The organism is Clostridium sp. 1001270J_160509_D11 (assembly GCF_015667935.1).
Lineage (GTDB): Bacteria > Bacillota > Clostridia > Peptostreptococcales > Peptostreptococcaceae > Intestinibacter.
Map to the genome: position 1 here is coordinate 1 of NZ_JADPET010000004.1, position 25,930 is coordinate 25,930.

At 28.3% G+C, this 25,930-nt stretch carries 25 protein-coding genes; 23 read left to right on the plus strand and 2 right to left on the minus strand.

What is annotated here, in order from left to right; genetic code table 11:
* Window positions 1–164 precede the first annotated feature (164 nt).
* The 19 genes from I4U58_RS00930 (at window position 165) to I4U58_RS01020 (ending at window position 19,151) form a co-directional block, all read left to right on the plus strand.
* Complete coding sequence (locus tag I4U58_RS00930) at window positions 165–941, plus strand: shikimate kinase (RefSeq protein ID WP_195929038.1); 777 nt, start codon at window positions 165–167, stop codon at window positions 939–941.
* A gap of 342 nt (window positions 942–1,283) precedes the next feature.
* On the plus strand, window positions 1,284–1,841 hold the full coding sequence (efp, locus tag I4U58_RS00935; protein ID WP_195929040.1) for an elongation factor P: 558 nt from the start codon (window positions 1,284–1,286) through the stop codon (window positions 1,839–1,841).
* Window positions 1,842–2,129: 288 nt separating this feature from the next.
* Entirely contained in the window at window positions 2,130–2,651 is a 522-nt protein-coding gene (locus I4U58_RS00940; RefSeq protein ID WP_195929042.1) for a CD1247 N-terminal domain-containing protein, read from the plus strand.
* Between the two features lie 137 nt (window positions 2,652–2,788).
* Window positions 2,789–3,490, plus strand: a complete 702-nt coding sequence (rnc, locus tag I4U58_RS00945) for a ribonuclease III (RefSeq protein WP_195929043.1) — start codon at window positions 2,789–2,791, stop codon at window positions 3,488–3,490.
* 14 nt (window positions 3,491–3,504) lie between these two features.
* Window positions 3,505–4,572 carry a radical SAM protein gene (locus tag I4U58_RS00950; protein ID WP_195929045.1) on the plus strand — a complete coding sequence of 356 codons (1,068 nt, stop codon included), beginning with the start codon at window positions 3,505–3,507 and terminating at the stop codon, window positions 4,570–4,572.
* 20 nt (window positions 4,573–4,592) lie between these two features.
* Complete coding sequence (gene smc, locus I4U58_RS00955) at window positions 4,593–8,147, plus strand: chromosome segregation protein SMC (RefSeq protein ID WP_195929047.1); 3,555 nt, start codon at window positions 4,593–4,595, stop codon at window positions 8,145–8,147.
* Between the two features lie 468 nt (window positions 8,148–8,615).
* A complete protein-coding gene (ftsY, locus tag I4U58_RS00960; RefSeq protein WP_347708154.1) occupies window positions 8,616–9,545 on the plus strand; it encodes a signal recognition particle-docking protein FtsY in 930 nt (309 codons plus the stop codon).
* A 99-nt stretch (window positions 9,546–9,644) separates the two neighbouring features.
* Window positions 9,645–10,013 carry a YlxM family DNA-binding protein gene (ylxM, locus tag I4U58_RS00965; RefSeq protein WP_195929050.1) on the plus strand — a complete coding sequence of 123 codons (369 nt, stop codon included), beginning with the start codon at window positions 9,645–9,647 and terminating at the stop codon, window positions 10,011–10,013.
* Window positions 10,010–11,362: a signal recognition particle protein gene (gene ffh / locus I4U58_RS00970; protein ID WP_195929052.1), complete on the plus strand. Its 1,353-nt coding sequence runs from the start codon at window positions 10,010–10,012 to the stop codon at window positions 11,360–11,362. The genes ylxM and ffh overlap by 4 nt, the downstream gene beginning before the upstream one ends.
* A 44-nt stretch (window positions 11,363–11,406) precedes the next feature.
* Window positions 11,407–11,655 carry a 30S ribosomal protein S16 gene (gene rpsP, locus I4U58_RS00975; protein ID WP_195929054.1) on the plus strand — a complete coding sequence of 83 codons (249 nt, stop codon included), beginning with the start codon at window positions 11,407–11,409 and terminating at the stop codon, window positions 11,653–11,655.
* A 44-nt stretch (window positions 11,656–11,699) separates the two neighbouring features.
* On the plus strand, window positions 11,700–11,927 hold the full coding sequence (locus I4U58_RS00980; protein ID WP_195929056.1) for a KH domain-containing protein: 228 nt from the start codon (window positions 11,700–11,702) through the stop codon (window positions 11,925–11,927).
* 63 nt (window positions 11,928–11,990) lie between these two features.
* On the plus strand, window positions 11,991–12,503 hold the full coding sequence (gene rimM, locus I4U58_RS00985; RefSeq protein WP_195929058.1) for a ribosome maturation factor RimM: 513 nt from the start codon (window positions 11,991–11,993) through the stop codon (window positions 12,501–12,503).
* 8 nt (window positions 12,504–12,511) lie between these two features.
* Window positions 12,512–13,207 (plus strand): tRNA (guanosine(37)-N1)-methyltransferase TrmD, encoded by a 696-nt coding sequence (gene trmD, locus I4U58_RS00990; RefSeq protein WP_195929060.1) that lies wholly within the window; start codon window positions 12,512–12,514, stop codon window positions 13,205–13,207.
* A 96-nt stretch (window positions 13,208–13,303) separates the two neighbouring features.
* Window positions 13,304–13,657 carry a 50S ribosomal protein L19 gene (rplS, locus tag I4U58_RS00995; protein WP_195929062.1) on the plus strand — a complete coding sequence of 118 codons (354 nt, stop codon included), beginning with the start codon at window positions 13,304–13,306 and terminating at the stop codon, window positions 13,655–13,657.
* 179 nt (window positions 13,658–13,836) lie between these two features.
* On the plus strand, window positions 13,837–14,736 hold the full coding sequence (gene ylqF / locus I4U58_RS01000) for a ribosome biogenesis GTPase YlqF (protein ID WP_195929064.1): 900 nt from the start codon (window positions 13,837–13,839) through the stop codon (window positions 14,734–14,736).
* A gap of 304 nt (window positions 14,737–15,040) precedes the next feature.
* Entirely contained in the window at window positions 15,041–16,342 is a 1,302-nt protein-coding gene (gene brnQ, locus I4U58_RS01005) for a branched-chain amino acid transport system II carrier protein (RefSeq protein ID WP_195929066.1), read from the plus strand.
* A 163-nt stretch (window positions 16,343–16,505) separates the two neighbouring features.
* Window positions 16,506–17,273, plus strand: coding sequence for a ribonuclease HII (locus tag I4U58_RS01010; RefSeq protein ID WP_195929068.1), 768 nt, complete (start codon window positions 16,506–16,508; stop codon window positions 17,271–17,273).
* Window positions 17,274–17,337: 64 nt separating this feature from the next.
* Window positions 17,338–18,357 (plus strand): alpha-hydroxy-acid oxidizing protein, encoded by a 1,020-nt coding sequence (locus I4U58_RS01015; RefSeq protein WP_195929070.1) that lies wholly within the window; start codon window positions 17,338–17,340, stop codon window positions 18,355–18,357.
* Between the two features lie 167 nt (window positions 18,358–18,524).
* Window positions 18,525–19,151, plus strand: a complete 627-nt coding sequence (locus I4U58_RS01020; protein WP_195929072.1) for a hypothetical protein — start codon at window positions 18,525–18,527, stop codon at window positions 19,149–19,151.
* A 127-nt stretch (window positions 19,152–19,278) separates the two neighbouring features.
* On the opposite strand, the gene I4U58_RS01025 is transcribed toward I4U58_RS01020, so the two are convergent.
* Both I4U58_RS01025 and I4U58_RS14020 read right to left on the minus strand, forming a co-directional pair.
* Complete coding sequence (locus tag I4U58_RS01025) at window positions 19,279–20,358, minus strand: CapA family protein (protein WP_307993770.1); 1,080 nt, start codon at window positions 20,356–20,358, stop codon at window positions 19,279–19,281.
* Between the two features lie 33 nt (window positions 20,359–20,391).
* A complete protein-coding gene (locus tag I4U58_RS14020) occupies window positions 20,392–20,562 on the minus strand; it encodes a hypothetical protein (RefSeq protein WP_243269525.1) in 171 nt (56 codons plus the stop codon).
* A gap of 133 nt (window positions 20,563–20,695) precedes the next feature.
* Here I4U58_RS14020 and I4U58_RS01030 point away from each other — a divergent pair, with 133 nt between their 5' ends.
* From I4U58_RS01030 to topA, 4 genes are read left to right on the plus strand one after another with little or no spacing between them, the layout of a single operon-like run.
* Window positions 20,696–21,067: a YraN family protein gene (locus I4U58_RS01030; RefSeq protein ID WP_195929074.1), complete on the plus strand. Its 372-nt coding sequence runs from the start codon at window positions 20,696–20,698 to the stop codon at window positions 21,065–21,067.
* Between the two features lie 12 nt (window positions 21,068–21,079).
* Window positions 21,080–22,612, plus strand: coding sequence for a YifB family Mg chelatase-like AAA ATPase (locus I4U58_RS01035; protein WP_195929076.1), 1,533 nt, complete (start codon window positions 21,080–21,082; stop codon window positions 22,610–22,612).
* 9 nt (window positions 22,613–22,621) lie between these two features.
* Window positions 22,622–23,746, plus strand: a complete 1,125-nt coding sequence (gene dprA, locus I4U58_RS01040; protein WP_195929078.1) for a DNA-processing protein DprA — start codon at window positions 22,622–22,624, stop codon at window positions 23,744–23,746.
* A 24-nt stretch (window positions 23,747–23,770) separates the two neighbouring features.
* Window positions 23,771–25,849 (plus strand): type I DNA topoisomerase, encoded by a 2,079-nt coding sequence (gene topA / locus I4U58_RS01045; RefSeq protein ID WP_195929080.1) that lies wholly within the window; start codon window positions 23,771–23,773, stop codon window positions 25,847–25,849.
* The last annotated feature ends 81 nt before the right edge of the window (window positions 25,850–25,930 follow it).

Here is a 25,930-nt window from a genome sequence, read left to right on the forward strand (position 1 = left end):
ATAAAAATATTAAAAAATGAAATAAAATTTCTATTATAAAAACTAAAAATTAAAAAATAAAGAAAATTTGAAAAAAAGACTTTTAAATTGCAGGTTTTGTTGAAAATTTATTAACATATTGCTATAATTTAGTAAAAATACAATTAGATAGGGTGGGTATATATATGGATAATATAGACAAAGTAAGAGCAAAAATAAGTATGTATGATGATGAAATTATAAAAATTTTGTCAAAAAGAATGGATTGTATAGATGAAATAATGGAATACAAAAAAGAAAAAGGTATGCCTATACTACAACCAGAATATGAAGGTAAAAAAGAAATAGCACTATGTAAAAAATTAAAAGATAATAAATATCAAGATGAAATTATGAACATATTTAGATATGTTGTAAAGAATGCAAAAAAATATCAAGCTAAAAATTTATTTCCATATAATATAATGTTGATTGGATTTATGGGATCTGGGAAATCTACTATAGCAAAATATTTAAGCCATATACTTGAAATGCAGGACTTAGAAACTGATGAGTTTATAGTTAAAAGAGAAGATATGACTATAAATGAAATATTCCAAAGAAAAGGAGAAGAGTATTTTAGAAGATGTGAAAATAATGCATTGAGAGAATTAGAAACTAGACAGGGAATTATAATTTCTTGTGGAGGTGGAATGCCTATGAAAGATGAAAATGTCGAATTAATGAAAAAAAACGGAAAAATAGTACTACTTACAGCATCACCAGAGACTATATATGAAAGAGTAAAATATAGTAATGAAAGACCCCTATTAAATGGGAATATGAATGTTGAATATATAAAAGATTTAATGGAAAAACGCAAAGATAGATATGAATCTATAGCAGATATAGTAGTAGATACAAATAATAAGCCTATACATGTTATAGCAGAAGAAGTAGTAAGCAAATTGACGACTTTATAAAAAGAAAAAATAAATAATTAATACAAAAAATCCTTCCTTTTATATATATAATTTGGGAAGGATTTTATTTATTGTAAATTTTAAGGAAATATGTGTTTTGAAAGAATTTTGACTAAAGATTTTATTGTAAACGTTGAATAAATATTATATAGAAAGTCAAAATTATAATATAGAAACAAAATATAATAAACTAAAGACAGTTAAAACCTTGTTTACTCGAGATAATTTATGATATTATAGTATATGAGATTGTTAATTTATATAAAAACTTGACAATCTGAATAACATATATATAATAAAACTGATAAAACATTAGAAATTTATTTAGATGGAGGAATAACAATGGTAACAGCAGGAGATTTTAGAAAAGGTGTAACTTTCGAAAAGGATGGTCAACCATGTTTAGTAGTTGATTTCCAACACGTTAAACCAGGTAAAGGTGCAGCTTTCGTAAGAACTAAATACAAAAACTTAAAAACAGGAGCTATAAGAGAAGAAGCTTTCAACCCAAGTGATAAATTCCCAAAAGCAATAATAGAAACAAAACAAATGCAATATTTATACAATGATGGTGAATTATACTACTTCATGGACGAAGAAACTTTCGACCAAATACCACTAAACTATGAGCAAGTTGAAGATGCTATAAAATTCTTAAAAGAAAATGAAGCAGCTACAATAAGATTCTACCAAGGACAACCATTCCAAGTAGAAGCACCAAACTTTGCAGAATTAGAAGTAACTGAAACTGAACCAGGTATAAAAGGTGATACAGCAAGTAACGTTACTAAATCAGCTACAGTAGAAACTGGAGCAGTAGTTCAAGTACCTTTATTCATAAATGAAGGAGATAAAATAAAAATAGATACTAGAACTGGAGAATATTTATCAAGAGTTTAATATTTTAGCATAAAAAAAGCTTATATATCCAATATTAATGGTATATGAGCTTTTTTATAACACATACTAAAGATAAATAATGCTTAATAAATAAGAAAAATACAATTTACTTACTTTAATAAGCACAAAATAAAATTTTTTAAAGGAATTAAATTGTATTCCTTAGAAATTATAATACATACGATTTTTGGTAACGTGTTAAAAATCTATCTTAATGAAAATCTACTTTAAAAAATTTTAATAATGATTTTCTACAAGATATAAAAAATGCAAAAGGAGAGGTTTATCATGAAAAAACTAGGTGAAGAAGTTGCATATTTAAAAGGTTTAGCTGAAGGATTAGATATCGATGATAAGAGTAAAGAAGGCAAAATGATTAGCAAAATAGTAGAGATATTAGGAAGTTTTGCCGATACTGTAGAAGAATTAGAATATTCAGTAGTAGACTTAGAAGATCAAGTAGAAGAATTACAATACGAAGTAGAAGAATTACAACAAGACGTAGAAGATTTAGAAGAGTGGCTTTATGACGAAGATGAAGACTACGATGATGAAGACGACTACGATGAATACGATGACGAAGAAGAAGAGGACGACGAAGAATTAAGTTTCATAGAAATGGAGTGTCCAAATTGTTCTGAAATCGTAGAAATTGATGAAGAATTATTATTTGACGACTCAGTAGATGTTGTTTGCCCAAGTTGTCACGCAGTTATATTATCATCTGAAGATGATGAGTGTGGTGATTGTGATGATGAAGGTGGATGCTGTGGTTGTGGTGTAGAAATACACGAAGAAGATAATGAATAACAGTTGTAATTTTTAACAATGAATGTTTGGTTTAAAAAGCGCCTATGAAGTTTAAATCTTCATAGGTTTTTTAAAGTAAATATGTTTTAATTATATTGAGATTGATCTAACAAAACAATTAATTTGGAGGATGTTTAATGAAAATTAATAAAAGGATATTAAATAACATATCGTTATTTGAAGAAAATATAAATTATGAATTTACAAATAAAGAATATATATTAGAAGCTTTAACACATAGTTCTTATTCAAATGAAAATAAAAACTATGCTTTTAATGAAAGATTAGAGTTTTTAGGAGACTCTGTCTTAAGTATAGTAATAAGTGATTACTTATTCAAAAAAGAAACAAAACTTCCAGAAGGGGAGCTTACAAAAATAAGAGCCAATATAGTTTGTGAAGAATCTTTAAGTGAAGTATCTAAAGATATACACCTAGGTAAATATATGCTTTTAGGTAAAGGAGAAGAAGCTACAGGTGGTAGAGAGAGAATATCTATACTTGCAGATGCTCTAGAGGCAGTTATAGCAGCTATTTATTTAGATGGTGGATTAGATAAAGCTAGAGAATTCATATTAACTTATATGGATAAAATAATAAATGACTCTATAAAAGGAAAAATATTTAGAGATTATAAAACTTGCCTTCAAGAAGTACTTCAAAGCAACGGCGAAAATAATATCTGGTATAAATTAATCGAAGAAAAAGGACCAGATCACAACAAACGATTTGTTATGGAAGTCGGCATAAATGATACAGTATTAGGCGTAGGAGAAGGTAAAAGTAAAAAAGACGCAGAGCAAGTTGCTGCAAAATGCGCACTAGACAAAAAAATGTAAGGTGGTCTATTTAAATGAAAAAAAGAATAATACCTATATTTGTTCCACACAGAGGATGCCCTCATGATTGTATATTTTGCAATCAAAAGAAAATAACAGGAGTAAGTACTGAAGTTACAGCACAAGATGCTAGAAATATAATAGAAGAATGTCTAGAAACTATAGATAAAGATACAAATGTAGAGATAGCATTTTTCGGAGGAAGCTTTACTGCAATCGAAGAAGAATGTCAAAATGAATTATTATCAGTTGCAAAAGAATATGTAGATAAGGGGTTAGTCCACGAAATAAGAATGTCTACAAGACCTGACTGTATAAGTGACCCTATATTAGAAAGACTTAAAAAATATGATGCAAGCATTATAGAGCTAGGTGTTCAATCTATGGACGCTAAAGTACTTATAGACAGTGTAAGGGGACATGATATAGAATCAGTAATAAAAAGTGCAAAATTAATTAAAAAACACGATATAAAATTAGGTCTACAGATGATGGTAGGACTTCCTTCTGACACAGAAGAAAAATGTATAGAAACTGCGAGAAAGTTTATATCATTACAACCTGATTGTGTAAGAATATACCCTACATTAGTAGTTAAAGATACGGGGCTTGAAACTCTTTTAGAAAGAGGAGAATACACTCCATTTTCTTTAGAAGAATGTGTAAATATAGTTAAAAAATTATTAGTTTTATTTTATATTAACGATATAAACGTAATAAGAGTTGGTCTTCAAGCTACTGACGATATACAACTTGGAAAAGGTGTTGTCGCAGGGCCATACCATCCTGCATTTAGAGAGTTAGCAGAAGCTGAGATGATAAAAGACTACTTAGACTATATCGTAAAAGAAAATAATATAGAAAAAGAGCTTATAGTAAATACAAATAACAAAAATATTTCTAAAATAGTAGGAAATAAAAAATCAAATAAAATATATATGAAAGAAAAACACAATATAAACCTTAAAACAATGCCTACAGATTTACAAATAGATGAGTTAGTAATATCATCATCAAAAGGCAGCTTTAGTGTAAATATGAATGAAGTTTATGCTAAATTATTAGAGATATATAACCTTTAGTTTTGAAGGGAGATGAAACAGTGCATTTAAAGAGATTAGAATTAAAGGGATTTAAATCCTTTCCAACAAAGACAGAGATAAATTTTAACGAAGGAATAACAGCGATTGTAGGACCAAATGGTAGTGGAAAAAGTAATATATCTGATGCAGTTAGATGGGTTTTAGGAGAGCAAAGTATAAAAAGTCTTAGAGGAGATAAGCTAGAAGACGTTATATTTGCTGGTACAGTAGATAAAAAACCTATGAATTACTGTGAAGTAGCTTTAACTATAGATAATAGCGATCAAAAGTTAAATATCGACTTTAGTGAAGTTACTATAAAGAGAAGGGCCTATAGAAATGGAGAGAGTGGATTCTTTTTAAATGACAAAGCTTGTAGATTAAAAGATATAAAGGAATTACTACTAGATACAGGAATAGGTAAAGATGGATACTCTATTATAGAGCAGGGGAAAGTAGATGAAATATTAAGCAATAACCCAGCTAATAGAAGAAAAGTCTTTGATGAAGCATGCGGTATATCAAAATACAGATATAAAAAAATTGAAGCTGAAAAAAATCTAAAAAATACTAAAGAAAATTTAGAGAGAATAGAAGATATATATATAGAAATTGAAAATAGGATAAAACCTCTTTTCACTCAACAAAAAAAGGCTCTTAAATATTTAGAACTTAGAGAAAGTCTAAAAAAACTAGAAGTAAATAACTATATAAGAGAAATTAAAAAAATAGATTTAGAGTTATCAGAAATAACAAAGCAAAAGACAATACTTGCAAAAGAGTTAAATGAAAAAGAAGAATTAAGAGAAAAAATGGACAAAAATGTAGAACTAGCTAATGAGGAGATAGAAAAACTAGAACAAAATATATCAAAACTTGGCGAATACATAGACTCTATAAAAGATGTAATAAATCAAAATGATTCTCACATCTCTCTTATAAATGAAAGAATAATTAACTCAAAAGTTAATATAGAAAATAATAATAAGACTTTAGAAGAATTTGAACTTAAGTTAAAACAAGACAATGAAAAATTAGCTTCATTACAAAGTAAAAGACAAGTAGATAAAGAAGCTATATCTATATTAGAAAAAGATATTTACGATATAGAACAAAAGACTAGTCAAAAAGAAGCTAAATTAAATGACTTAACTAAAAATTTAGAGAACTTAAAAGATAATATAATAACTTATTTAAATGAAAAAAGAGATTTAAGTAATAGTTTATCTATGTTAGGTGCAAATATTGAAAATATAAATTCTAGAAATGAAGCAATAGAAAATAATATTTTAGATATAAATACTTCATTAGAAGAAAAGAAATCTATTTATATAGAAAAAGTAGAAAAAATAAGTGAGATTAGAAAAGATCTAAAAGATAAAACTATATCTTTAAATAATTTAAAAAATAATTTAGAAAATTATAGACTTAAAAATAAAGATATAGATTTAAAAATACAAAACAACAACTATTCTCACAAAGAATACTCTTCTAAACTACAAATATACATAGACATGGAAAAACACAATGAAGGCTTCAATAGAGGTGTTAAAGAAGTATTAAAAAATAAAAACTTATCCGGTATATGTGGAGCATTAGGACAAGTTATAACTACTGAAGAAGCTTATGAAAAGGCAATAGAAGCTGCCCTAGGAGCTTATATGCAAAATATTATAACTACAGATCAATATGCAGCGAAAAATGCAATAAATTATCTGAAGAAAAATAATATGGGTAGAGTAACTTTTCTTCCTATGAATGTTATAAAATCTAAGAGAATAGATGAAAAAACTATAAATGCAAAGACAAAATATATAAAAGTAGCAAGTGATTTAGTTTCTTTTGATGAAAAATATAGAGATATAATTGAAAGTATATTAGGTAGAACTATAGTAATTGATAATATGGATGAAGGTATAAAGTTTGCAAATGAAACTAACCATAGATTTAAAGTAGTCACTTTAGATGGAGATATATTAAATCCAGGTGGGTCTTTAACAGGAGGAAGTTTAAAAACTACTACAAACATATTATCTAGAAAAAGACTTATAAATGACTTTGAGGAAAAGATACAAAGTATAAAAATAGAAAATGAAAAACATCTAGAAAATAAACAAAGAGTTATTGAATCTATTTCAAATACTAAAAAAGAAATAGAAAAATATGAAATTGATATAAATAATTTAGAAAAAGAAATCGTAAGACAAAATACTAAATTAAAATCAATGGAATATGAAATAGACTCATTAAATCAAAATATTGAAAAGCTTCAAAAAGAAAAAAATGGTCTAAAATCAAATTTAGACTATACATCTAATAAAATAGAAAATATAGAACAAAATATAAAACAAATAGAATTAAAAGAAATTGAAAATAAAAAGCAAATTGAAGAACTTAGCAAAATGCAAGAGTCTCAAAATGAAGATTTCGATAAAGATAAAAAGCAAATTGAAAGTTTAAAATTAGATTTTGTTCAAAAAAGCGAAATATTTAAATCTACAGATGCTGAGATAAATAGAATTAAAGAAGAGGTAGATGATACTAATAAGAAAATTATCGAAAATAAAAATTCTATAGAAAATCTACAAAAAGATATAGAAAGTCTAGGCAATGAAGCTCAAATCCAAAAAAGAGAGAGCGAAAATTTAAATAAAGAACTTTTAAAGAAAAATAAAGAGATGGATAATGCTCAACAAGCTAAAAATAAATTTAAAGAAAATATAAATGATTTAAATAAAAAATTAAAGGCTTTTGAAAGAGAGAGCATGGAGCTTAGACAAAGTGAATTTAAAATAGAATCAAAAATGGAGAGATTATCGGCAAATAAAGAAAGTTATACAACTAGATTATTTGAAGATTATGACTTAAGCTATGTAAAAGCTTTAGAATTTAGAGATGATTCTATTGAAATAAATAAAAAAATACTTGAATCTATAAAAAGAGAAATTGCAAGTCTTGGAAATATAAATATAGATTCTATAAATGAATACAAAGAAACTAAAGAGAGATATGATTTCTATAGCGAGCAAAAAACAGATTTAGAAGAATCTATAAATGCAATAGAAAAAATCATAGAGGAGCTTGAAGTGAATATGAAAGTTCAATTTAAAGAACAATTTACTCAAGTAAACGAAAACTTCAAATACGTATATAAAAGACTATTTGGAGGTGGAGAAGGAGAGCTTACAATATTAGACGAAGATAATATACTTGAAAGTGATATTCAAATAACTGCTAAGCCACCAGGTAAAAAGATGAAAAATCTAAACTTACTATCAGGTGGAGAAAAGGCATTAACAGCTATAAGTATCTTATTTGCAATAATATTAGCTAAACCTACGCCGTTTTGTATCTTAGATGAAATTGAGGCGCCACTAGATGATGCCAATATATTTAGATTTGGAGAGTATTTAAAAGAATTATCAGAAGATACTCAGTTTATAGCAGTAACACATAGAAGAGGTACAATGGAAGCAGCCGATTATATTTATGGTGTTACAATGGAGCAAAAAGCTATATCAAAAGTAATTAGCTTAGACCTTCATGAAGCACATAAAATGACAGATATAGTATAAAATGGAGGAAATAGTATGTTTAAAAAACTTTTTGGTTTTGGGAAAAAGAAAAAAGAAGAAATACAAGAAGAATCAGTAGAAGAAATACAAGTTGAAGAAGATGATAATTCTGAATTAGAAGAAGCTCAAAATGACTCTGATGATTTAAAAGAAGAAATTGAAGAACAAGCAGAAGATATTGAAGTTCAAAGTGCAGATGAAGACGAAATATCTACAGAATATGAAAAACAAGAAGAAATAATTAATGAAAAATCACAAGATGAAGAAAAAGCTGTAGATGTTGTCGCAGAAGAAAAAGAATTAGAAACTTCAGATGAAGAAATTGAAGAAATAAAAGAAGAATTAGCTCAAGAAATAGAAGAATCTGAAGAAGTAGAAGAAGCTGAAGAAGCTCAACAATCTCAAGAAATAGAAGAAGATATAGAACAAGAAGATGAGTTTGTAGAGGAAATTGAAGAAACAGAAACAATAGAAGAAAAGCCTAAAAAAGTAAGTCTGTTTGACAGATTAAAACAAGGTTTAACAAAAGCTAAACAAGGTATAACAGATAGAGTAGATGAAGTATTAAAAGCATACACAAAAGTAGATGAAGAACTTTTAGAAGACTTAGAAGAAGTTTTAATAACTGCTGATGTTGGCGTTAATACTACTATGGATATAATCAAAAAATTAGAAGATGCTATAAGACGTAAGAAGATAACAGATCCACAAGACGTAAGAGAAGAATTAAAATTAATAATAGAAGATATTTTATCTAAAGATGATACTAAGTTAGATGCATCACACAGTCCAACTATAATATTAATGGTAGGGGTAAATGGTGTAGGAAAAACTACAACAATAGGTAAATTAGCTCATAGATATAAGTCAGAAGGTAAAAAAGTATTACTTGCTGCAGGAGATACATTCAGAGCAGCTGCTATAGACCAATTAGAAGTATGGGCAAATAGATGTAATGTAGATATAATAAAACATCAAGAAGGTGCAGACCCAGGAGCTGTAATATTTGATGCTATAAAAGCATCTAAATCAAGAGGGGTAGACGTATTAATCTGTGATACAGCAGGACGTCTTCACAATAAATCAAACTTAATGAATGAATTAGGTAAAGTATTTAAAATAGTAGATAGAGAATATCCAGAAGCTAAAAAAGAAGTTTTACTAGTAGTTGATGCGACTACTGGACAAAATGCAGTATCACAAGCTAAAAGCTTTAAAGAAGTATGTGATATAACAGGATTAGTTCTGACGAAACTAGACGGAACAGCAAAAGGTGGAGTTGTTTTAGCTGTTAAATCAGAAGTAGATGTACCTGTTAAATTGATAGGTGTAGGGGAACAAATGGAAGATTTACAAGATTTTGACTCTAAATCGTTTGTAGATGCTCTATTCGGTTAAACTTAGCATAAAATAAATGTTGACAAGAGTATTTATTTGATATAAAATACAATGTGTAAAGTAAAGAACCTTTACAGTAAGGTCTTGGAAGTGATTGTTATGAACATAGAAAAAATGGTTGAGATTGGATTGTTGTTTGAGCAATACAAAGAGCTATTGACTGACAAACAACGAGAAATGGTATCTCTTTACTATGAAGAAGATTATTCATTAGGAGAGATAAGTGAAAACTTAGGTGTATCACGACAAGGAGTTTACGACACATTGAAGCGTTCAGAGAAAATACTTAGAGAATACGAAAGTAAACTACATTTAGTAGCTAAGTTAAAAGACCAAGAAAAATTCCTTAAATCTATTAGGGAGAAAATTATTGACATAAAAGAAGATTTATTGCACAATAGAGATTGTGCTGATTTAATCCCTAAGCTAGAAAATATAGAAGAAATATGTAGGGAGTTGTTAAAATGATATTTGAAGGTTTATCTGATAAATTGCAAGGTGCCTTTAGTAAGTTAAAATCAAAAGGAAAACTTACTGAAAAAGATGTAAAGGCTGCTATGAGAGAAGTAAAACTTGCATTACTTGAAGCCGATGTAAACTTTAAAGTCGTAAAAGATTTTGTAAAAAAAGTGCAAGAAAGATGTGTTGGACAAGAAGTTATGGAAAGTTTAACTCCAGCACAACATGTTATAAAGATAGTAAATGAAGAACTTACTGCTTTAATGGGAGATGTTCAAAGTAAAATAACAATATCTTCAAAACCACCAACAATAATCATGATGGTAGGTTTACAAGGGGCAGGTAAGACGACAACATCAGGAAAGCTTGGCGGATATTTCAAGAAACAAGGAAAGAAACCATTACTTGTAGCTTGTGACGTTTATAGACCAGCAGCGATAAAACAATTAGAAGTTGTAGGTTCAAGCTTAGGCATAGAAGTATTTAACATGGGCGATAAAGAAAACCCAGTTAATATAGCAAAAGCAGGACTTAGTCATGCTATGAAAAACAACAACGATTTAGTTATAATAGATACAGCAGGTAGACTTCATATAGATGAAGAATTAATGGATGAATTAAAATCTATTAAATCAGAAGTCAAACCACATGAAATACTTTTAGTAGTCGACTCAATGACAGGTCAAGATGCAGTTAACGTAGCTGAAAGTTTTGACAATGCTTTAGGTATAGATGGAGTTGTACTTACTAAACTAGATGGTGACACTAGAGGTGGGGCAGCACTTTCGATAAGAGCTGTAACACAAAAACCTATAAAATTCATAGGTATGGGTGAAAAATTATATGATTTAGAACCTTTCCATCCAGACAGAATGGCTTCTAGAATTTTAGGAATGGGTGATGTCTTAAGTTTAATTGAAAAAGCTCAAGAAACTATGGACATGGAAAAAGCAAAAGCACTAGGTGCTAAGCTTAAAAAACAAGAATTTGATTTTGAAGATTTCTTAGATCAAATGGAACAAATCCAAAAGATGGGTTCTATGGACAAGATTCTTGGAATGATTCCAGGAATGGGAGATATAAAAAATCAATTAGGCGACGTAGATATGAATGGCAAAGAAATGAACAGAGTAAAAGCCATAATACAATCTATGACGATTGAAGAAAGAAGAAATCCACAAATACTTAATGCATCTAGAAAAAGAAGAATAGCAAAAGGTAGTGGGACAAGTGTACAAGAAGTAAATAAACTAATAAAACAATTAAATGAAATGAAAAAAATGATGAAGATGTTTACTTCTAATAGTAAAGGTATGAAGAAAAGAGGCGGTTTTCCCGGACTTCCTTTCTTTAAATAAATAAATTAAAAACTAAAATAGAAAAAAATTTCGGAGGTGGCCAAATGGCAGTTAAAATAAGATTAAAAAGAATGGGTTCAAATAAAAAACCTTTCTACAGAATAGTGGTAGCAGATTCAAGAGCTCCAAGAGATGGTAGATTCATAGAAGAAATAGGATACTACAATCCAGTTTCTGAACCAAAACAAATAAAAATAAACGATGAAAAAGCTAAAAAATGGTTAGGTGTTGGTGCACAACCTACTGAAACTGTTAAAAAATTATTACAAAGCCAAGAAATAATAGCAAAATAAGAAACGTAACTTATTTTATTGAAACATTTTAGGAGATGGAAAATATGAAAGAGCTAGTTATCGATATAGTTAAGGCTCTAGTTGATAATCCTGATGAGGTGACAGTTGAGGAAACAAGAAAAAAAGGTGAAATAATCCTTAAACTTTCAGTTTCTCAAGAAGATATGGGCAAGGTTATAGGAAAACAAGGGAGAATAGCTAAAGCTATTAGAACTGTATTAAAATCTGCTGGAAATAAAGAGCACCTTAAGGTTTCTCTTGAGATAGTATAAAAAGGATTAGGTATATGCCTAATCCTTTTTGTATATACTAAAAATGTAAAAAGAGGTGACAAAATGACTGAAAAATTAACTGTCTTTAGAATAGGACAAATAGTAAATACACAAGGTTTAAAGGGTGAAGTTCGTGTTTACCCATATACTGACGATATAAACCGTTTTGATGAATTAGAGTATTTTTATATAGATAAAAATTTAAATAATAAATACGAAGTTGAAAGAGTTAGATACAAAGGTAACATGGTCATAATGAAAATAAAAGATATCGACTCTATAGAATTAGCGGAAAAATTAAAAACTAAAAATATGTATATCGGAAGAGAACAAGGTAGAGAATTAGAAGAGGGTGAATTTTTCGTATCTGATTTAATTGGATTAGATGTTTTCACTGTGGACGGAGAAAAAGTAGGTGTTCTTAAAGATGTATTGCAACATGCTATAAATGATGTATATGTAGTTTCATCTGGAGAAAAAGAATACTTAATACCATCAATTGAAAAATTCGTACCAACTATTGATTTAGATCAAAATAAAATGATAATAGATCCTATAAAAGGAATGCTTGATTAGGTGGCAAGATGAGATTTCATATAATGACACTTTTTCCAGAGATATTTAATTCATACTTTGGAGAAAGTATAATGAAAAGAGCTATAGAAAAGGGAATTATTGAAGTGTTTGTATACAATATAAGAGATTTCTCTACTAACAAACATAAAAAAGTAGATGATTATCCTTTTGGAGGTGGGGCAGGTATGCTTATGACTCCTCAACCTATTTATGATACATATAAGCACATAGTAGATACTCATAATATAGAAAATCCAAGAGTTATATACTTAACTCCTAAAGGAAAAACATTGAGACAAGGTATTGTAAAAGGATTCTCAAAAGAAGAAGACATTATACTGCTTTGTGGACATTATGAAGGTATAGACCAAAGAATAATAGATTTAATAGTTACAGACGAAATATCAATAGGAGATTATGTACTTACTGGAGGAGAATTGCCAGCTCTTATACTTGTAGATGCTATAGCTAGGCTTATTCCAGGAGTATTAAATCAAAATGAGTCATTTGAAGATGAATCATTCGAAAATGACCTGCTTGAATATCCACACTATACTAGACCGAGAGAATTTATGGGACTAAGTGTACCAGATGTATTATTATCTGGAAACCATCAAAAAATAGAGGCGTGGAGAAAAGAACAATCTATTGAAATTACCAAAAAAAGAAGAAAAGATTTATATAAAAAGTATTGTAAGAAATAATTTTTTATAGTATAATATGAAAAGTCGAGACTACGGGCATTCCTCTGTTACACTGGTCAGTAATTAAGAATGTCTATGAATACTAGGAGGAAAAAAATGAACGAATTAATAAAATCATTAGAACAAGAACAATTAAAAAACGAAGTTCCTAACTTTGGACCTGGGGACACTGTAAAAGTACACGTTAGAATAGTAGAAGGAAAAAGAGAAAGAGTACAAGTATTTGAAGGTGTTGTAATAAAAAGACAAGGTGGAGGAAACAGAGAAACTTTCACTGTTAGAAAAATATCTTTCAACGTAGGTGTAGAAAGAACATTCCCAGTTCATTCACCAAAAATAGAAAAAATAGAAGTTACTAGAAAAGGTAAAGTAAGAAGAGCTAAAATCAATTACTTAAGAACTAGAACTGGTAAAGCTGCTAAAGTTAAAGAAGCTAGAACTAAAAGATAATAAATCTTTATTAAAATAAAAGGAAATCTCGAAAGAGCTTTCCTTTTTGTCTTATATGGAGAAATAAACTAATAAATACATAAATTATTAGAGATAATATAAATAAAAATATACATCTTTAAAAATGTTAAAATAAAGAGAGTTTTATAAAATATAACTAATAAAAAGGAAGTGAGAACATGACAAGAGATTACGAAGAATATTTAAAAGATGATAATCTACATATAAACTGGTATCCAGGACATATGAAAAAAACTAAAGAAATGGTACAAAATAACTTAAAGCTTGTAGACGTTGTTATAGAGCTTTTAGATGCTAGAATACCACTTAGTAGTAAAAACCCTGAGATAGATAAATTAGCACAAAATAAACCTAGAGTAGTAGTTTTAAATAAAAGTGATTTATCTGACAAAGCTAAATTAAATAAATGGATAAGCTACTATCAAAGTAAAGGTATAAAAGCTATACCAGTAGACACTCTAAAAGGTAACGGAGTAAATAAAATTGTAGAAGAATGTAAAAATGCTACAAAAGAAAAAATGGATGCATTAAAAGAAAAGGGAAGAAAAGAAAGAGCGATAAGAGTTATGATCGTTGGTGTTCCAAATGTAGGGAAATCTTCTCTTATAAATAAATTAACAGGAAGAAAAAGTACTCAAACAGGAGATAGACCAGGTGTAACAAAAGGTAAACAATGGGTTAGACTTAAAGGAAACTTAGAGTTATTAGATACACCAGGTATATTATGGCCTAAATTTGAAGATCAAAAAATAGCTTTAAATTTAGCATTTACAAGAGCTATAAAAGACGAAATACTAGATATAGATACTTTAGGACTAAAATTCATAGAAAAAATGTCTGAGATAGAGCCAGAGAAGTTAAAAGCTAGATATAAATTAGATTCTCTAGGTGAAGAACCACTAGAAACTATGGAGATGATAGGAAGAAAAAGAGGATTCATCTTAGGAAGAAATGAATTAGACTATACAAGAATAGCAAAAACAGTTCTAAATGAGTTTAGAGAAGGTAAATTAGGTCAAATAACTCTAGAAGTGCCTGAAGATATAGAAGAAGCATAAATTAATTGATTAAATATATAAAGCTGGTCTTGAATACTTAAACTTAAATATTCAAGACCAGCTTTTTTATATATTATAGAAAAGAAAAAGTAATAATACTATGCTTTAAAAAAGTAATTCTTATGATATTTTAAAGCTGTATTATGATAATTATATGTATTTAGATGTATAAAAATAAAATAAAAATTACTCTGAATTGTCTGTATAATTTAAATTTTAAATATATTTAAATTATATTGACTATTAAAGCTAATGTATGTATAATAGAGTAATCAGTAAGACAACAATATTAGGAGGAATAATTATGAATACAAAAAATAAAGACATAATTGTAACTGGTTTTGCCCTGTTCGCTATGTTCTTCGGAGCAGGAAACTTAATATTCCCGCCTTACTTAGGGGTTATAACAGGAGATAAATTCTTAATAGGATTTTTAGGGTTTATACTAGCTGACGTAGGTTTATCACTACTTGCTATATTAGCATCAGCTAAATCTGATGGAGATACGGGAAGAGTATTTGGTAGAGCGGGTAAATTATTTGCGATAATTTTAGGTTCTGCTATAATGATATGCTTAGGGCCACTTCTTGCAATACCAAGAACAGCTGCTACAACTTTTGAAATGGGGATAATACCACTTATACCGGGATTCAATGCAGTATTATTTTCGACAATATTCTTTGCTATAACATTGGCTTTAACAATAAAGCCATCTAAAGTGGTAGATATAATTGGTTCGTATTTAACACCAGCATTATTAGTTTGCTTATTAGCTTTAATAGTAATTGGTATAATAAATCCAATAGGAAATTTAAATGATGCTGCCATAGAAAATGTATTTAGTGAAGGAATATTACAAGGATACCAAACGTTAGATGCATTAGGAGCGATATGTTTATCGGCTGTATTAATAAAAAGTTTAGTACAAAAAGGATATAAAAAAGAAAAAGATAGAGTTAATATTTTATTAAAAGCAGGATTTATAGCTGCGTTAGGTCTAGCGCTTGTATACGGAGGTCTTACTTATCTTGGAGCGACAGTATCAACTCAATATGGAGTAGATGTATCGCAATCAGCATTAATAGTTGCTATAACAGTTGCTTTACTTGGTACTCCAGGAAAAGTAGTTTTATCTTTAATAGTAACACTAGCATGTTTAACTACAGCTATTGGTTTAACATCTGCTACAGCAGAGTATTTTTCAGGCTTAACTAAAAATAAATTAAAATATGAACATATAGTAATAACTGTATGCTTATTAAGTTTAGTAATATCAACTTTAGGAGTTGGAACTATAATAAAAATATCTGCTCCAATACTTAGTTTAATATATCCAGCAACAATAGTATTAATAGTAGTAACTATATTTAATAAATACTTTAAAAATGATAATGTAGTTAAAGGTGCTACTTACGTTGCGCTATTAATGGGTATACTTATGGCAGGTAATGATTTAGGTATGAACTTTGACTTTATAAATTTATTACCTTTTGCAAACTTAGGTTTCTGTTGGGTAGTGCCAGCAATAATAGGTGGACTTATAGGATTCTTTATAAAATCATCTAAAAAAGTTCAAGATAAAGATTCAGAAGAAATTGCAGTTTAATATATAAAAATATATAAACTATTTATATAAATCGCCGAGGAATTTAATGTATATTGAGTTCCTTGGCGATTTTTTGTATTATACTAAGTATAATAAAATAATAATTAATTAAAAATTACATAATAACTATAAAAATATTAATATATAAAAAAAGAGGTGTATTATGAAAAATAAAAGTGTAAAAGAAATAAAAGAGATAGTAGATAATTTAAATGAAGATCAATATGTAGAATATATACAATTATTGAATCAAGATGATAGAAAATCAGTTCAGAATATAGCTAAGAGCTTAGGTAAAAAATTAGAAAAAATAAAAAAAGAAGAAGAGAGACTTGAGTTTATAAATACATTTGAAAATGAAGGATATGCAAATGGATATTTATATATAGGAGGAGTTGATGAAGCTGGAAGAGGGCCTTTAGCAGGACCAGTAGTAGCCAGTGTAGTAGTATTTGAAAAAGGAACAAAAATTCCGTACATAAATGACTCTAAAAAGCTTTCTGAAGCAAAAAGGGATGAATTATTCGACATAATAAAAGAACAGGCATTAGATTATGGAATAGGCATTGTAGAAAATGATGAAATAGATGAATATAATATCTTAAATGCTACATATATGGCTATGAATAAAGCGATAAATGCCTTAAGTAAAAAGCCAGATTATTTACTTTTAGATGCAGTTACAATACCTGATTTAGATATAAAACAATTTCCGATAATAAAAGGGGATTCTAAATCAATATCTATAGCAGGCGCTAGTATACTTGCCAAAGTTACAAGAGATAGACTTATGTATAAATATGATGAAATATATCCACAATACGGATTTAAACATCATAAAGGATATGGAACAAAAGAGCATTATGAGGCTATTGAAAAATATGGTATAACTCCTATTCATAGAAAGAGTTTCTTAAAGAATGTGTTATAATTACTATGAGAATTAGAAGATAAATTAACTAAAAATTTAAAAATACTATTTGGGAGGATTAAATATGGATTACAAAAGTGTCTTAAAGAGTGCAAGAGAAAACTTAAATGGAAGTTGTAAAGTATGTAAAGTATGTAATGGTATAGCATGTTCAGGTGAGGTCCCAGGAATGGGTGGAAAAGGAACAGGTGTAGCATTTACTGAAAATATAAAAAGTCTAGAAAAAGTCAAAATAAATATGAGGGTTTTACACAATGTTAAAAATCCAGATACATCAGTAGAAATGTTTGGCAAAAAAATGAAAGCTCCTATATTTGCAGCTCCAGTATCAGGAACTACTTTAAATATGGGTGGAAAATATACTGAAAAAGAATATATATCATGGGTAATAGAAGGATGTTTAAAAGCTGGAATATATCCAATGGTAGGAGATACTGCAATAGAAACTTTCTTGACTGATAATTTAGAAGTATTAAAAGAAAAAAATGCAGATGGTATAGCATTTATAAAACCATGGGAAAATGATGCTATAATTTCAAAAATGAAATTAGCAGAAGATGCAGGTGTATTTGCGCTTGGTGTAGATGTAGATGCATGTGGATTAGTTACTTTATCGCTTCACGGTAAAAATGTAGAACCAAAAACTTTAGATAAAATAAAAGAATTAAAAAAAGCTACAAAACTACCTTTTATACTAAAAGGACTTATGACAGTAGATGAAGCTATATTAGCGGCAGAAGCTGGTGTAGATGCAATAGTTGTATCTAATCATGGTGGTAGAGTACTAGACTGTACTCCAGGAGCAGCTGATGTACTTCCTGCTATAGCAAAAGCTGTAAAAGGGAAAACTATAATACTTGCTGACGGTGGAGTTAGAACAGGTGTTGATGTATTAAAATTAATAGCTTTAGGAGCAGATGGTGTATTAATCGGTAGACCATTTGTAACAGCATCTTTTGGTGGCGGTACTGAAGGTGTAGAGATTTATGTAAATAAAATAATATCTGAGCTTGAGGCGACTATGAGACTTACTGGATGTGCTACTATAGCTGATATAGATGAAAGAGTAATATTTAGTAAATAAAAATTAAAAAATATCAATATATGTAAAAAGAGGCGTTATTTAGCCTCTTTTTTAAATAATATTAAAAATAAAACAATATCAATTTAAGTAATATGATAATATAAATAATATATAGGGATTAATCTATATTTTGGCAATTCTATAAAAAGCGGGTGAAAAGGGTGAGAATGGAGAGAATATTAGACTTAGAGCTTTTGAAAATAAAAGATAGTATTGAAGATTATACTTATTTTGGAGGAAATCAAGAGTGGTTTGAAACAAAATGGAGAAGAATGTCAGGATGTGGTCCTACAACTGCTTCAACGATTATTATGTATGAGGATATAAAAAATAATATAGACAAATTTCAACATTATAGTAAATCAGAATTTTTAGTATTAATGAATGATGTTTGGGAGTTTATAACACCTCAGATTGGAAGAGGAGTAAATACAATTGAATTATTTTTAGAAGGATTTGAAAAATATATAAACTCGAGACAACATAAAAATATAAAATCCAATTTTTTAAAAATACCGAAAAAAGTTGAGGAAAGACCTTCAAATAAAGAAGTATTTAAATTTTTAGATGAAGCATTAGAAAAAGGCCATCCAATCGCATTTTTAAATTTAGACAATGGCAAAGAAAAAAACTTAGATGCATGGCATTGGGTTACGGTAGTAGGTGTTTTATATTGCAACTTGGATGATAAATTAGAAATTACAATTTGTGATGAAGGAATATTAAAAAAAATAAATCTAAGTTTATGGATTGAAACTACTAAAAATGAAGGTGGATTTGTTTATTTTGAATAAATTTATTATTTAAAACTTATTATCATAAGCAATAGATAAAGTCGGTGGATAAATAAATGAAGTGAATTTTGTAGAAATTAAAAAAGCTAAGTAGAATATGAATCTACCTAGCTTTTATTTAGTTTATTTAATTTTCAAATGGACTCTTTACAATGCTTATTTTATCATCTGTTTTTATAAGTTCAGATGTATTTTTATAAGATTGTTTTAGATAACTTTGATCTATATATGTTGTTTTTTCTAATATATTATCGGCAACAGGTATTATTTCATAAACGCTTTTGCCACTAGATTCGTATTTATTTACCCAAGTTGGTATACAAGTAACTTTTTTAACTTTAGCTTCATTATTACCTTGTTTTTCGATATTTATATCTACCATAAGACCATCTTCTGTATACATGCTTATATATTCTCTTCTTTGGTTAGATATATAATTTCCTAAAGAATAAATAACAAGTGTTTCATTTTTACCATCAGTTGATTTTATTGTCTCTACAGGTTCTACAACATGAGGATGAGATCCTATTATAATATCGACTCCAGCATCACATAACTTTTGAGCTAATTTCTTTTGAAAATTATTAGGTGTTCTGCTATATTCATCTCCCCAGTGAATTATAACTATTTGCATATCTGTATCATCTTGATATTTTTTAACAGTAGAATAAATTGTATCAAATGCCTTATTTACATCAGAAGTATCAAATACATTCATTAAATCAGTTTTATCACTAGAAACTTTTATACCATTTAAATATTTTGTTCCATTTTTAATTTCTCCATAAGTATAAGATGTAATGCCAAGTTTTATATTGTTTACATTTTCTATTATGTAATCATCATCTGATGTTTTTTGACGAGTACCTACAGTATCAAATCCTTTTGATTTTAATGTAGATAAAGTACGTTCAACACCTAAGCTAGACATATCAAAACTATGATTATTGATAGTTGATAATAAGTCAAATCCAGTATCTTTTAATGCATCTGCAAGTGAATCTGGCGTATTAAATGTTGGATAAGAACTGTAATTATATACATCATTACCAGCAAGTGTAGTTTCTAAGTTAGCTATTGCTAAATCTGCTTTTTGGACATATTCTTTTACGTATTTATAATTATTTTCAAAAGAATATTGTTTTGTGCTCGGATTATATTGTGCATCAAGTTGAGGTGAATGAGCCATTACATCACCACATGCAATTAGAGATGCGCTGTAAGTTTCATTATTTTGTGATTAAGTTAATTCAGTAGTTTTATTTACTTTAGCAACATTATCCCCTTTATTAAATGATTTAACTCCAGCAACAATAGCAACTAAAAATACTACTAAAGCTGCTAATACAATTGTTAGATTTTTACGATTAATTTTTGATTTTTTTTTCTTTTTATTTCTGTTACTTCCCATTTTTACCCTCCAATAGAAATGTTTATAATATTTATCGTATAATTATTTGTAAAATTTTTCAATTAAAACTTGTAAAAGTGTATATATTGTAACCTTTATGACTAAAATACAAAAAAGATTTTGGGTGGTATATATGGAAATTTATAAAATGATTAAAAATTTAGATAATGTTAAAAAAGGTAAAATAGGGGAAAATATAGCAAAAAAATATTTAATATCACTAGGAATGACTATAATCTGTAGCAATTATAGAACTAAATTTGGTGAAATTGATATTATCGCAAAATTAGAAAACAAAATAATATTTGTGGAAGTAAAGTCTAGAATGTCTAAAGATTATGGACTTGCATGTGAAGCAGTTGATTATAAAAAGGCATCAAAAATAACTTCTGTTGCAAAATATTATATTTCCACAAATAATTTAAAAAACTATGAAATAAGATTTGATGTGATTGAGATTTATTTTATTGAAGAAAAAATAAATCATATAGAAAATGCATTTTAAGAAAGGATAGTTATGTTAAGTATAGTGAATTCATGTAATCTAATTGGAATAGATGGCTTTATTGTAAATGTAGAAGTCGACATTACTAGAGGGATGCCTTGTTTTAATATAGTAGGCTTAGCTAGTATTGAAATAAAAGAAGCAAAAGAACGAGTAAAATCAGCAATTATAAATAGCGACTTTGAATTTCCAACAAAGAGAATAGTGGTGAATTTATCACCAGCAGATATAAAAAAAGAAGGGTCTTTATTAGATTTACCTATATCTATTGGACTTCTTATAAATTATATAAAAAGAGAAAAATCATATTTTGACGAGACAATATTTGTAGGTGAATTATCTTTAGATGGAACATTAAAAAAAGTCAGAGGTATTTTGCCTATAGTTTTGAGTGCAAAACAAAATGGATATAAAAGAATATTTATTCCATATGATAATTTAAAAGAAAGTTCATATGTAGATGGTATAGAGATAATACCAATAAAAAATCTGAAAGAATGTATATCATATATAAATAGTAGAGAAAAATTTGATTTAACTTCTATATTAAAAATTTATGATATCGATACAGAAAATGAAGGCTATGAAGAAGATTTTTCTGATGTAAGAGGTAATTATTTTGTAAAAAGGGGGCTTGAAATTGCAGCAGCGGGAAATCATAATGTTATCTTAATGGGACCACCAGGGTGTGGCAAAACAATGATGGCGAGAAGAATAAGAACTATAATGCCGGATTTAGATAAAGATGAAATGATGGAAATAAGCAAAATATACAGTATAGCGGGACTTATAAATAACGATATAGGAATTATAAATAAAAGACCATTTAGAGCTCCACATCACAGTGCAACAAATATTTCGCTGCTTGGAGGAGGGGCAAAAGCTACCCCAGGGGAAATAGTATTAGCTCATAGGGGTGTATTGTTTTTAGATGAATTAGCTGAATTTAATAGAAAAACTTTAGACATGCTAAGGCAACCGATAGAAGACGGAACAATAAGTATATCTAGATTAAAGTTTCACATTAAATATCCATGCAATACCTTGATTGTAGCAGCTATGAATCCTTGTCCATGTGGGTATTTTATGTCTAACACAGAATGTAAATGTAGTGCTAGTGAAATAATGAGATATAAAAATAAAATATCAGGACCACTATTAGATAGATTTGATATATTTTTAGATGTAGATCGAATTGAAATAGGAGAATTTAATGAAAATAATCTAAATGAGACATCTGAAACAATAAAAAATAGAGTACAAAACGCTAAAGATATACAAATAGAGCGTTTTAAAAATAGCAATATAAAAAACAATGATGAAATAAGCTCATATCAAATTAACAACTACTGCAAGTTAAATAAAGAAGGTAAAAATACAGCAAATAAAATATTTAATAAATATAAATTGAGCAATAGGAGTTATACAAAATTACTTAAAACTGCTAGAACAATAGCAGACTTAGAAGTATGTGAAGAAATACAAAAAAATCATATATTAGAAGCTTTTTCATATAGAAAAGGATATTATAAATATTTTAAATGAGGTGATAATATGGAAGAGAGGGAAATGTATTTATTCTTAAGTTCGATATATAGAATTACCCAAGAAGACATAATTTCTTTAAAAAATGAATTTGAAAAATTAATAAATTTAATGTATTTAGAAAAAGATAAGATTTTGAAAAATAAAAAAATAAATTTAAAATTATCACGAAATATAGTAAAATATAGAAGTCCTGAAAGAATAGAAAAAATAAAAGCGGTTTTACAACAACAGCAAATACATTACATATGTATTGAAGATGATGATTATCCAGAGAGATTAAAACATATTTCTAAGCCACCGCCTATATTATTTTATAAAGGGGATATTTCTTTTTTACAAGGGGGAAACGTTATATCAGTTATTGGATCTAGGACTCCGACTAAATACGGTCTTAAATATGTAAGAAAATTTACAAAAGAATTATCTGATTGTGGTATGCATGTTGTAAGTGGACTTGCTATAGGGATAGACTGTGAATCTCATCTTGCATGTATGGAAGGTAAATATGGAAAAACAGCTGCGATATTGGGAAGTCCTCTTGATAATATAAGGCCTGCCGTAAATTTAAAAACAGCAAATAAGATTTTAGAAAATGGTGGAGCAATAATATCAGAGTTTTTTTTAGGCACAGATGTAACTCCATTAAATTTTATTATGAGAAATAGAATTATAAGCGGTATAAGTGAAGCTACTTTTATAATAGAAGCTGCTGAAAAGAGTGGCGCTTTATCAACTGCTAGATACTCAAATAATGAAGGAAGGGAAGTATTTGTAATACCTGGAAGAATAGATGACCCTAAAAGTAGAGGTTGTTTAGATTTACTTTTTGAAGGTGCATTAATAGTAAGAGAGTTAAAGGATATAACACAACATCGCGTATATTATGACCATATGAAAAAATTTTGTACTTTAAATAATTGCAAAGATAGTATAGAATATGATATTAAGAGTTTAAATTATGAAAAACAGGAAATTTTAAACTCAATACGACAAAATGGTAATATAAAAATAGATGATATTTGTGATTATACTGGAATTGATATAAAAACAATAAACTCAAATATAAATGAACTATTAATAGATGACTATATTATTGAAATGGAAAATAAGACTTATGGATTTAATGTTTAACATAAAAAGTGGGGGTGTAAAAACATGGCGAAAGCATTAGTAATTGTCGAATCGCCAGCTAAGGCTAAAACAATAGAAAAGTTTTTGGGAAAAAGTCACTACACAGTTAAGGCTTCAGTAGGACATGTAAGAGACCTACCAAAGAGCCAACTAGGTGTTGATATAGAAAATAATTTTGAACCAAAATATATAAATATAAGAGGTAAGGGTGATGTGATTAAAGAGCTAAAAAAGGAAGCTAAAAAAGCTAAAAAAGTTTATCTAGCTACCGACCCTGATAGAGAAGGGGAAGCTATATCATGGCACTTATCTTATATTTTAAATATAGATGAAGATGAAAAATGTAGGATAGAATTTAATGAAATAACAAAAGGCGCTATTAAAAATGCAATAAAAAATCCTAGAAATATAGACTTAAACTTAGTAGATGCACAACAAGCGAGAAGGGTTTTAGATAGATTACTAGGATATCAAATAAGTCCTATATTATGGCAAAAGGTGAGAAAAGGTTTAAGTGCAGGTAGAGTTCAATCTGTCACAACTAAATTAATATGTGAAAGAGAAGAAGAAATTAAATCTTTTATACCTAAAGAATATTGGACTATAGAATTAGTTGTCTTAAATAAAGACGGAGAAGAATTTACATTAAAATTCTATGGAGAAGACGGCAAGAAAATAGATTTAGAAAATGAAGCTCAAGTAAATAAAATATTAGATATTATAAACAACGCAGAATTGACTGTAAGCAAAATAGAATCTAAAAGTCGTAGAAAATCAGCTCCAAAGCCATTTACAACAAGTGTGCTTCAACAAGATGCTGCAAATAAACTAAACTTTACGACTAAAAAGACTATGATGGTTGCCCAAGAACTTTATGAAGGTATAGATATAAAGGGAGAAGGCACAGTAGGTCTTATATCTTATATAAGAACAGACTCTAAGAGAATATCTGAAGAAGCGAGAGAAAAAGCAAAAGATTATATAGTAGATTCAATAGGTCAAAACTACTACAAAGACCACACAAAAGACAGTAAAGGCAAAAAAGAAAAGAAAGTTCAAGATGCCCATGAGGCTATAAGACCTACTTCTGTAGAGAGAACTCCAGATAGTATCAAAGATTCTTTAAGCAAAGATCAATATAAATTATACAATTTAATTTGGAGAAGATTTGTTGCAAGTCAAATGGAAGATTCTATATTTGATGTATTAAATGTAGAATGTAATATTGAAAATCTAGTATTTAAAGCTACTGGGTCTAAACTTAAATTTGACGGATATACGAAAATTTATAATTTTACAGATAGAGAAGATAAAATACTTCCAAGTTTAAGTGAAGGAGAGAGTTTAAAAATACAAAAACAAGACCCTCAACAACACTTTACATCTCCTCCACCAAGATATACTGAAGCTAGTTTAGTAAAAACTTTAGAGGAGCTTGGAATAGGAAGACCAAGTACTTATGCACCTACAATAACAACTATACTAAATAGAGAATATGTTGAAAAGGAAGGTACAAGTTTACTTCCAACAGAGTTAGGTATAATAGTGACAAAAATACTAGATGAGAATTTCCACAAATTTATGGAAGTTGACTTTACAGCTGATATGGAATCACAGTTAGACCAAATTGAAGAAGGCAATGCTGAGTGGAAACACGTAGTTGAGGAATTTTATTCACCACTAGAAGAAGCGATTAAAACAGCCTTAGAAAATATAGAAAAAGTAAATATGGATGAAGAAACTGACGAGATTTGTGAACTTTGTGGCTCAAATATGGTAATAAAATACGGTAGATTTGGAAAGTTTATGGCTTGCAAAAATTATCCTGAATGTAAAAATACAAAACCTATAGTAAATAAAATAGGTGTTAAATGTCCAAAATGTAAAGAAGGGGACATTATAATGAGAAAAAGTAAAAAGAAAAAGGTATTTTACGGATGTTCAAACTATCCTGAGTGTGATTTTGTCGCTTGGAACAAACCTGTAGAAGAACCTTGTGAAGAATGTGGATCTTATATGTATGAGAAATACTCTAAATCTGGTACTAAAATAGTATGTTCAAATAAGGATTGTAAACATGAACGTATTGTTAAAGAAGAATAGAGGTATTATCAAACAATCATATTGCTAAAATGAGTGAAAATTTGAAATATTTAATTATATTATTGAATTGATTACAGAAAT

Coding starts and splice junctions, on each gene's coding strand:
- ylqF (WP_195929064.1), top strand. CDS start 13,837: ATGACAAGAGATTACGAAGAATATTTAAAAGATGATAATCTACATATA.
- I4U58_RS01020 (WP_195929072.1), top strand. CDS start 18,525: ATGGAGAGAATATTAGACTTAGAGCTTTTGAAAATAAAAGATAGTATT.
- topA (WP_195929080.1), top strand. CDS start 23,771: ATGGCGAAAGCATTAGTAATTGTCGAATCGCCAGCTAAGGCTAAAACA.
- I4U58_RS01035 (WP_195929076.1), top strand. CDS start 21,080: ATGTTAAGTATAGTGAATTCATGTAATCTAATTGGAATAGATGGCTTT.
- I4U58_RS00980 (WP_195929056.1), top strand. CDS start 11,700: ATGAAAGAGCTAGTTATCGATATAGTTAAGGCTCTAGTTGATAATCCT.
- efp (WP_195929040.1), top strand. CDS start 1,284: ATGGTAACAGCAGGAGATTTTAGAAAAGGTGTAACTTTCGAAAAGGAT.
- rnc (WP_195929043.1), top strand. CDS start 2,789: ATGAAAATTAATAAAAGGATATTAAATAACATATCGTTATTTGAAGAA.
- rimM (WP_195929058.1), top strand. CDS start 11,991: ATGACTGAAAAATTAACTGTCTTTAGAATAGGACAAATAGTAAATACA.
- rpsP (WP_195929054.1), top strand. CDS start 11,407: ATGGCAGTTAAAATAAGATTAAAAAGAATGGGTTCAAATAAAAAACCT.
- I4U58_RS00950 (WP_195929045.1), top strand. CDS start 3,505: ATGAAAAAAAGAATAATACCTATATTTGTTCCACACAGAGGATGCCCT.
- brnQ (WP_195929066.1), top strand. CDS start 15,041: ATGAATACAAAAAATAAAGACATAATTGTAACTGGTTTTGCCCTGTTC.
- ylxM (WP_195929050.1), top strand. CDS start 9,645: ATGAACATAGAAAAAATGGTTGAGATTGGATTGTTGTTTGAGCAATAC.
- I4U58_RS14020 (WP_243269525.1), bottom strand. CDS start 20,562: ATGGGAAGTAACAGAAATAAAAAGAAAAAAAAATCAAAAATTAATCGT.
- I4U58_RS01010 (WP_195929068.1), top strand. CDS start 16,506: ATGAAAAATAAAAGTGTAAAAGAAATAAAAGAGATAGTAGATAATTTA.
- I4U58_RS00940 (WP_195929042.1), top strand. CDS start 2,130: ATGAAAAAACTAGGTGAAGAAGTTGCATATTTAAAAGGTTTAGCTGAA.
- trmD (WP_195929060.1), top strand. CDS start 12,512: ATGAGATTTCATATAATGACACTTTTTCCAGAGATATTTAATTCATAC.
- dprA (WP_195929078.1), top strand. CDS start 22,622: ATGGAAGAGAGGGAAATGTATTTATTCTTAAGTTCGATATATAGAATT.
- rplS (WP_195929062.1), top strand. CDS start 13,304: ATGAACGAATTAATAAAATCATTAGAACAAGAACAATTAAAAAACGAA.
- I4U58_RS01015 (WP_195929070.1), top strand. CDS start 17,338: ATGGATTACAAAAGTGTCTTAAAGAGTGCAAGAGAAAACTTAAATGGA.
- ffh (WP_195929052.1), top strand. CDS start 10,010: ATGATATTTGAAGGTTTATCTGATAAATTGCAAGGTGCCTTTAGTAAG.
- I4U58_RS00930 (WP_195929038.1), top strand. CDS start 165: ATGGATAATATAGACAAAGTAAGAGCAAAAATAAGTATGTATGATGAT.
- I4U58_RS01030 (WP_195929074.1), top strand. CDS start 20,696: ATGGAAATTTATAAAATGATTAAAAATTTAGATAATGTTAAAAAAGGT.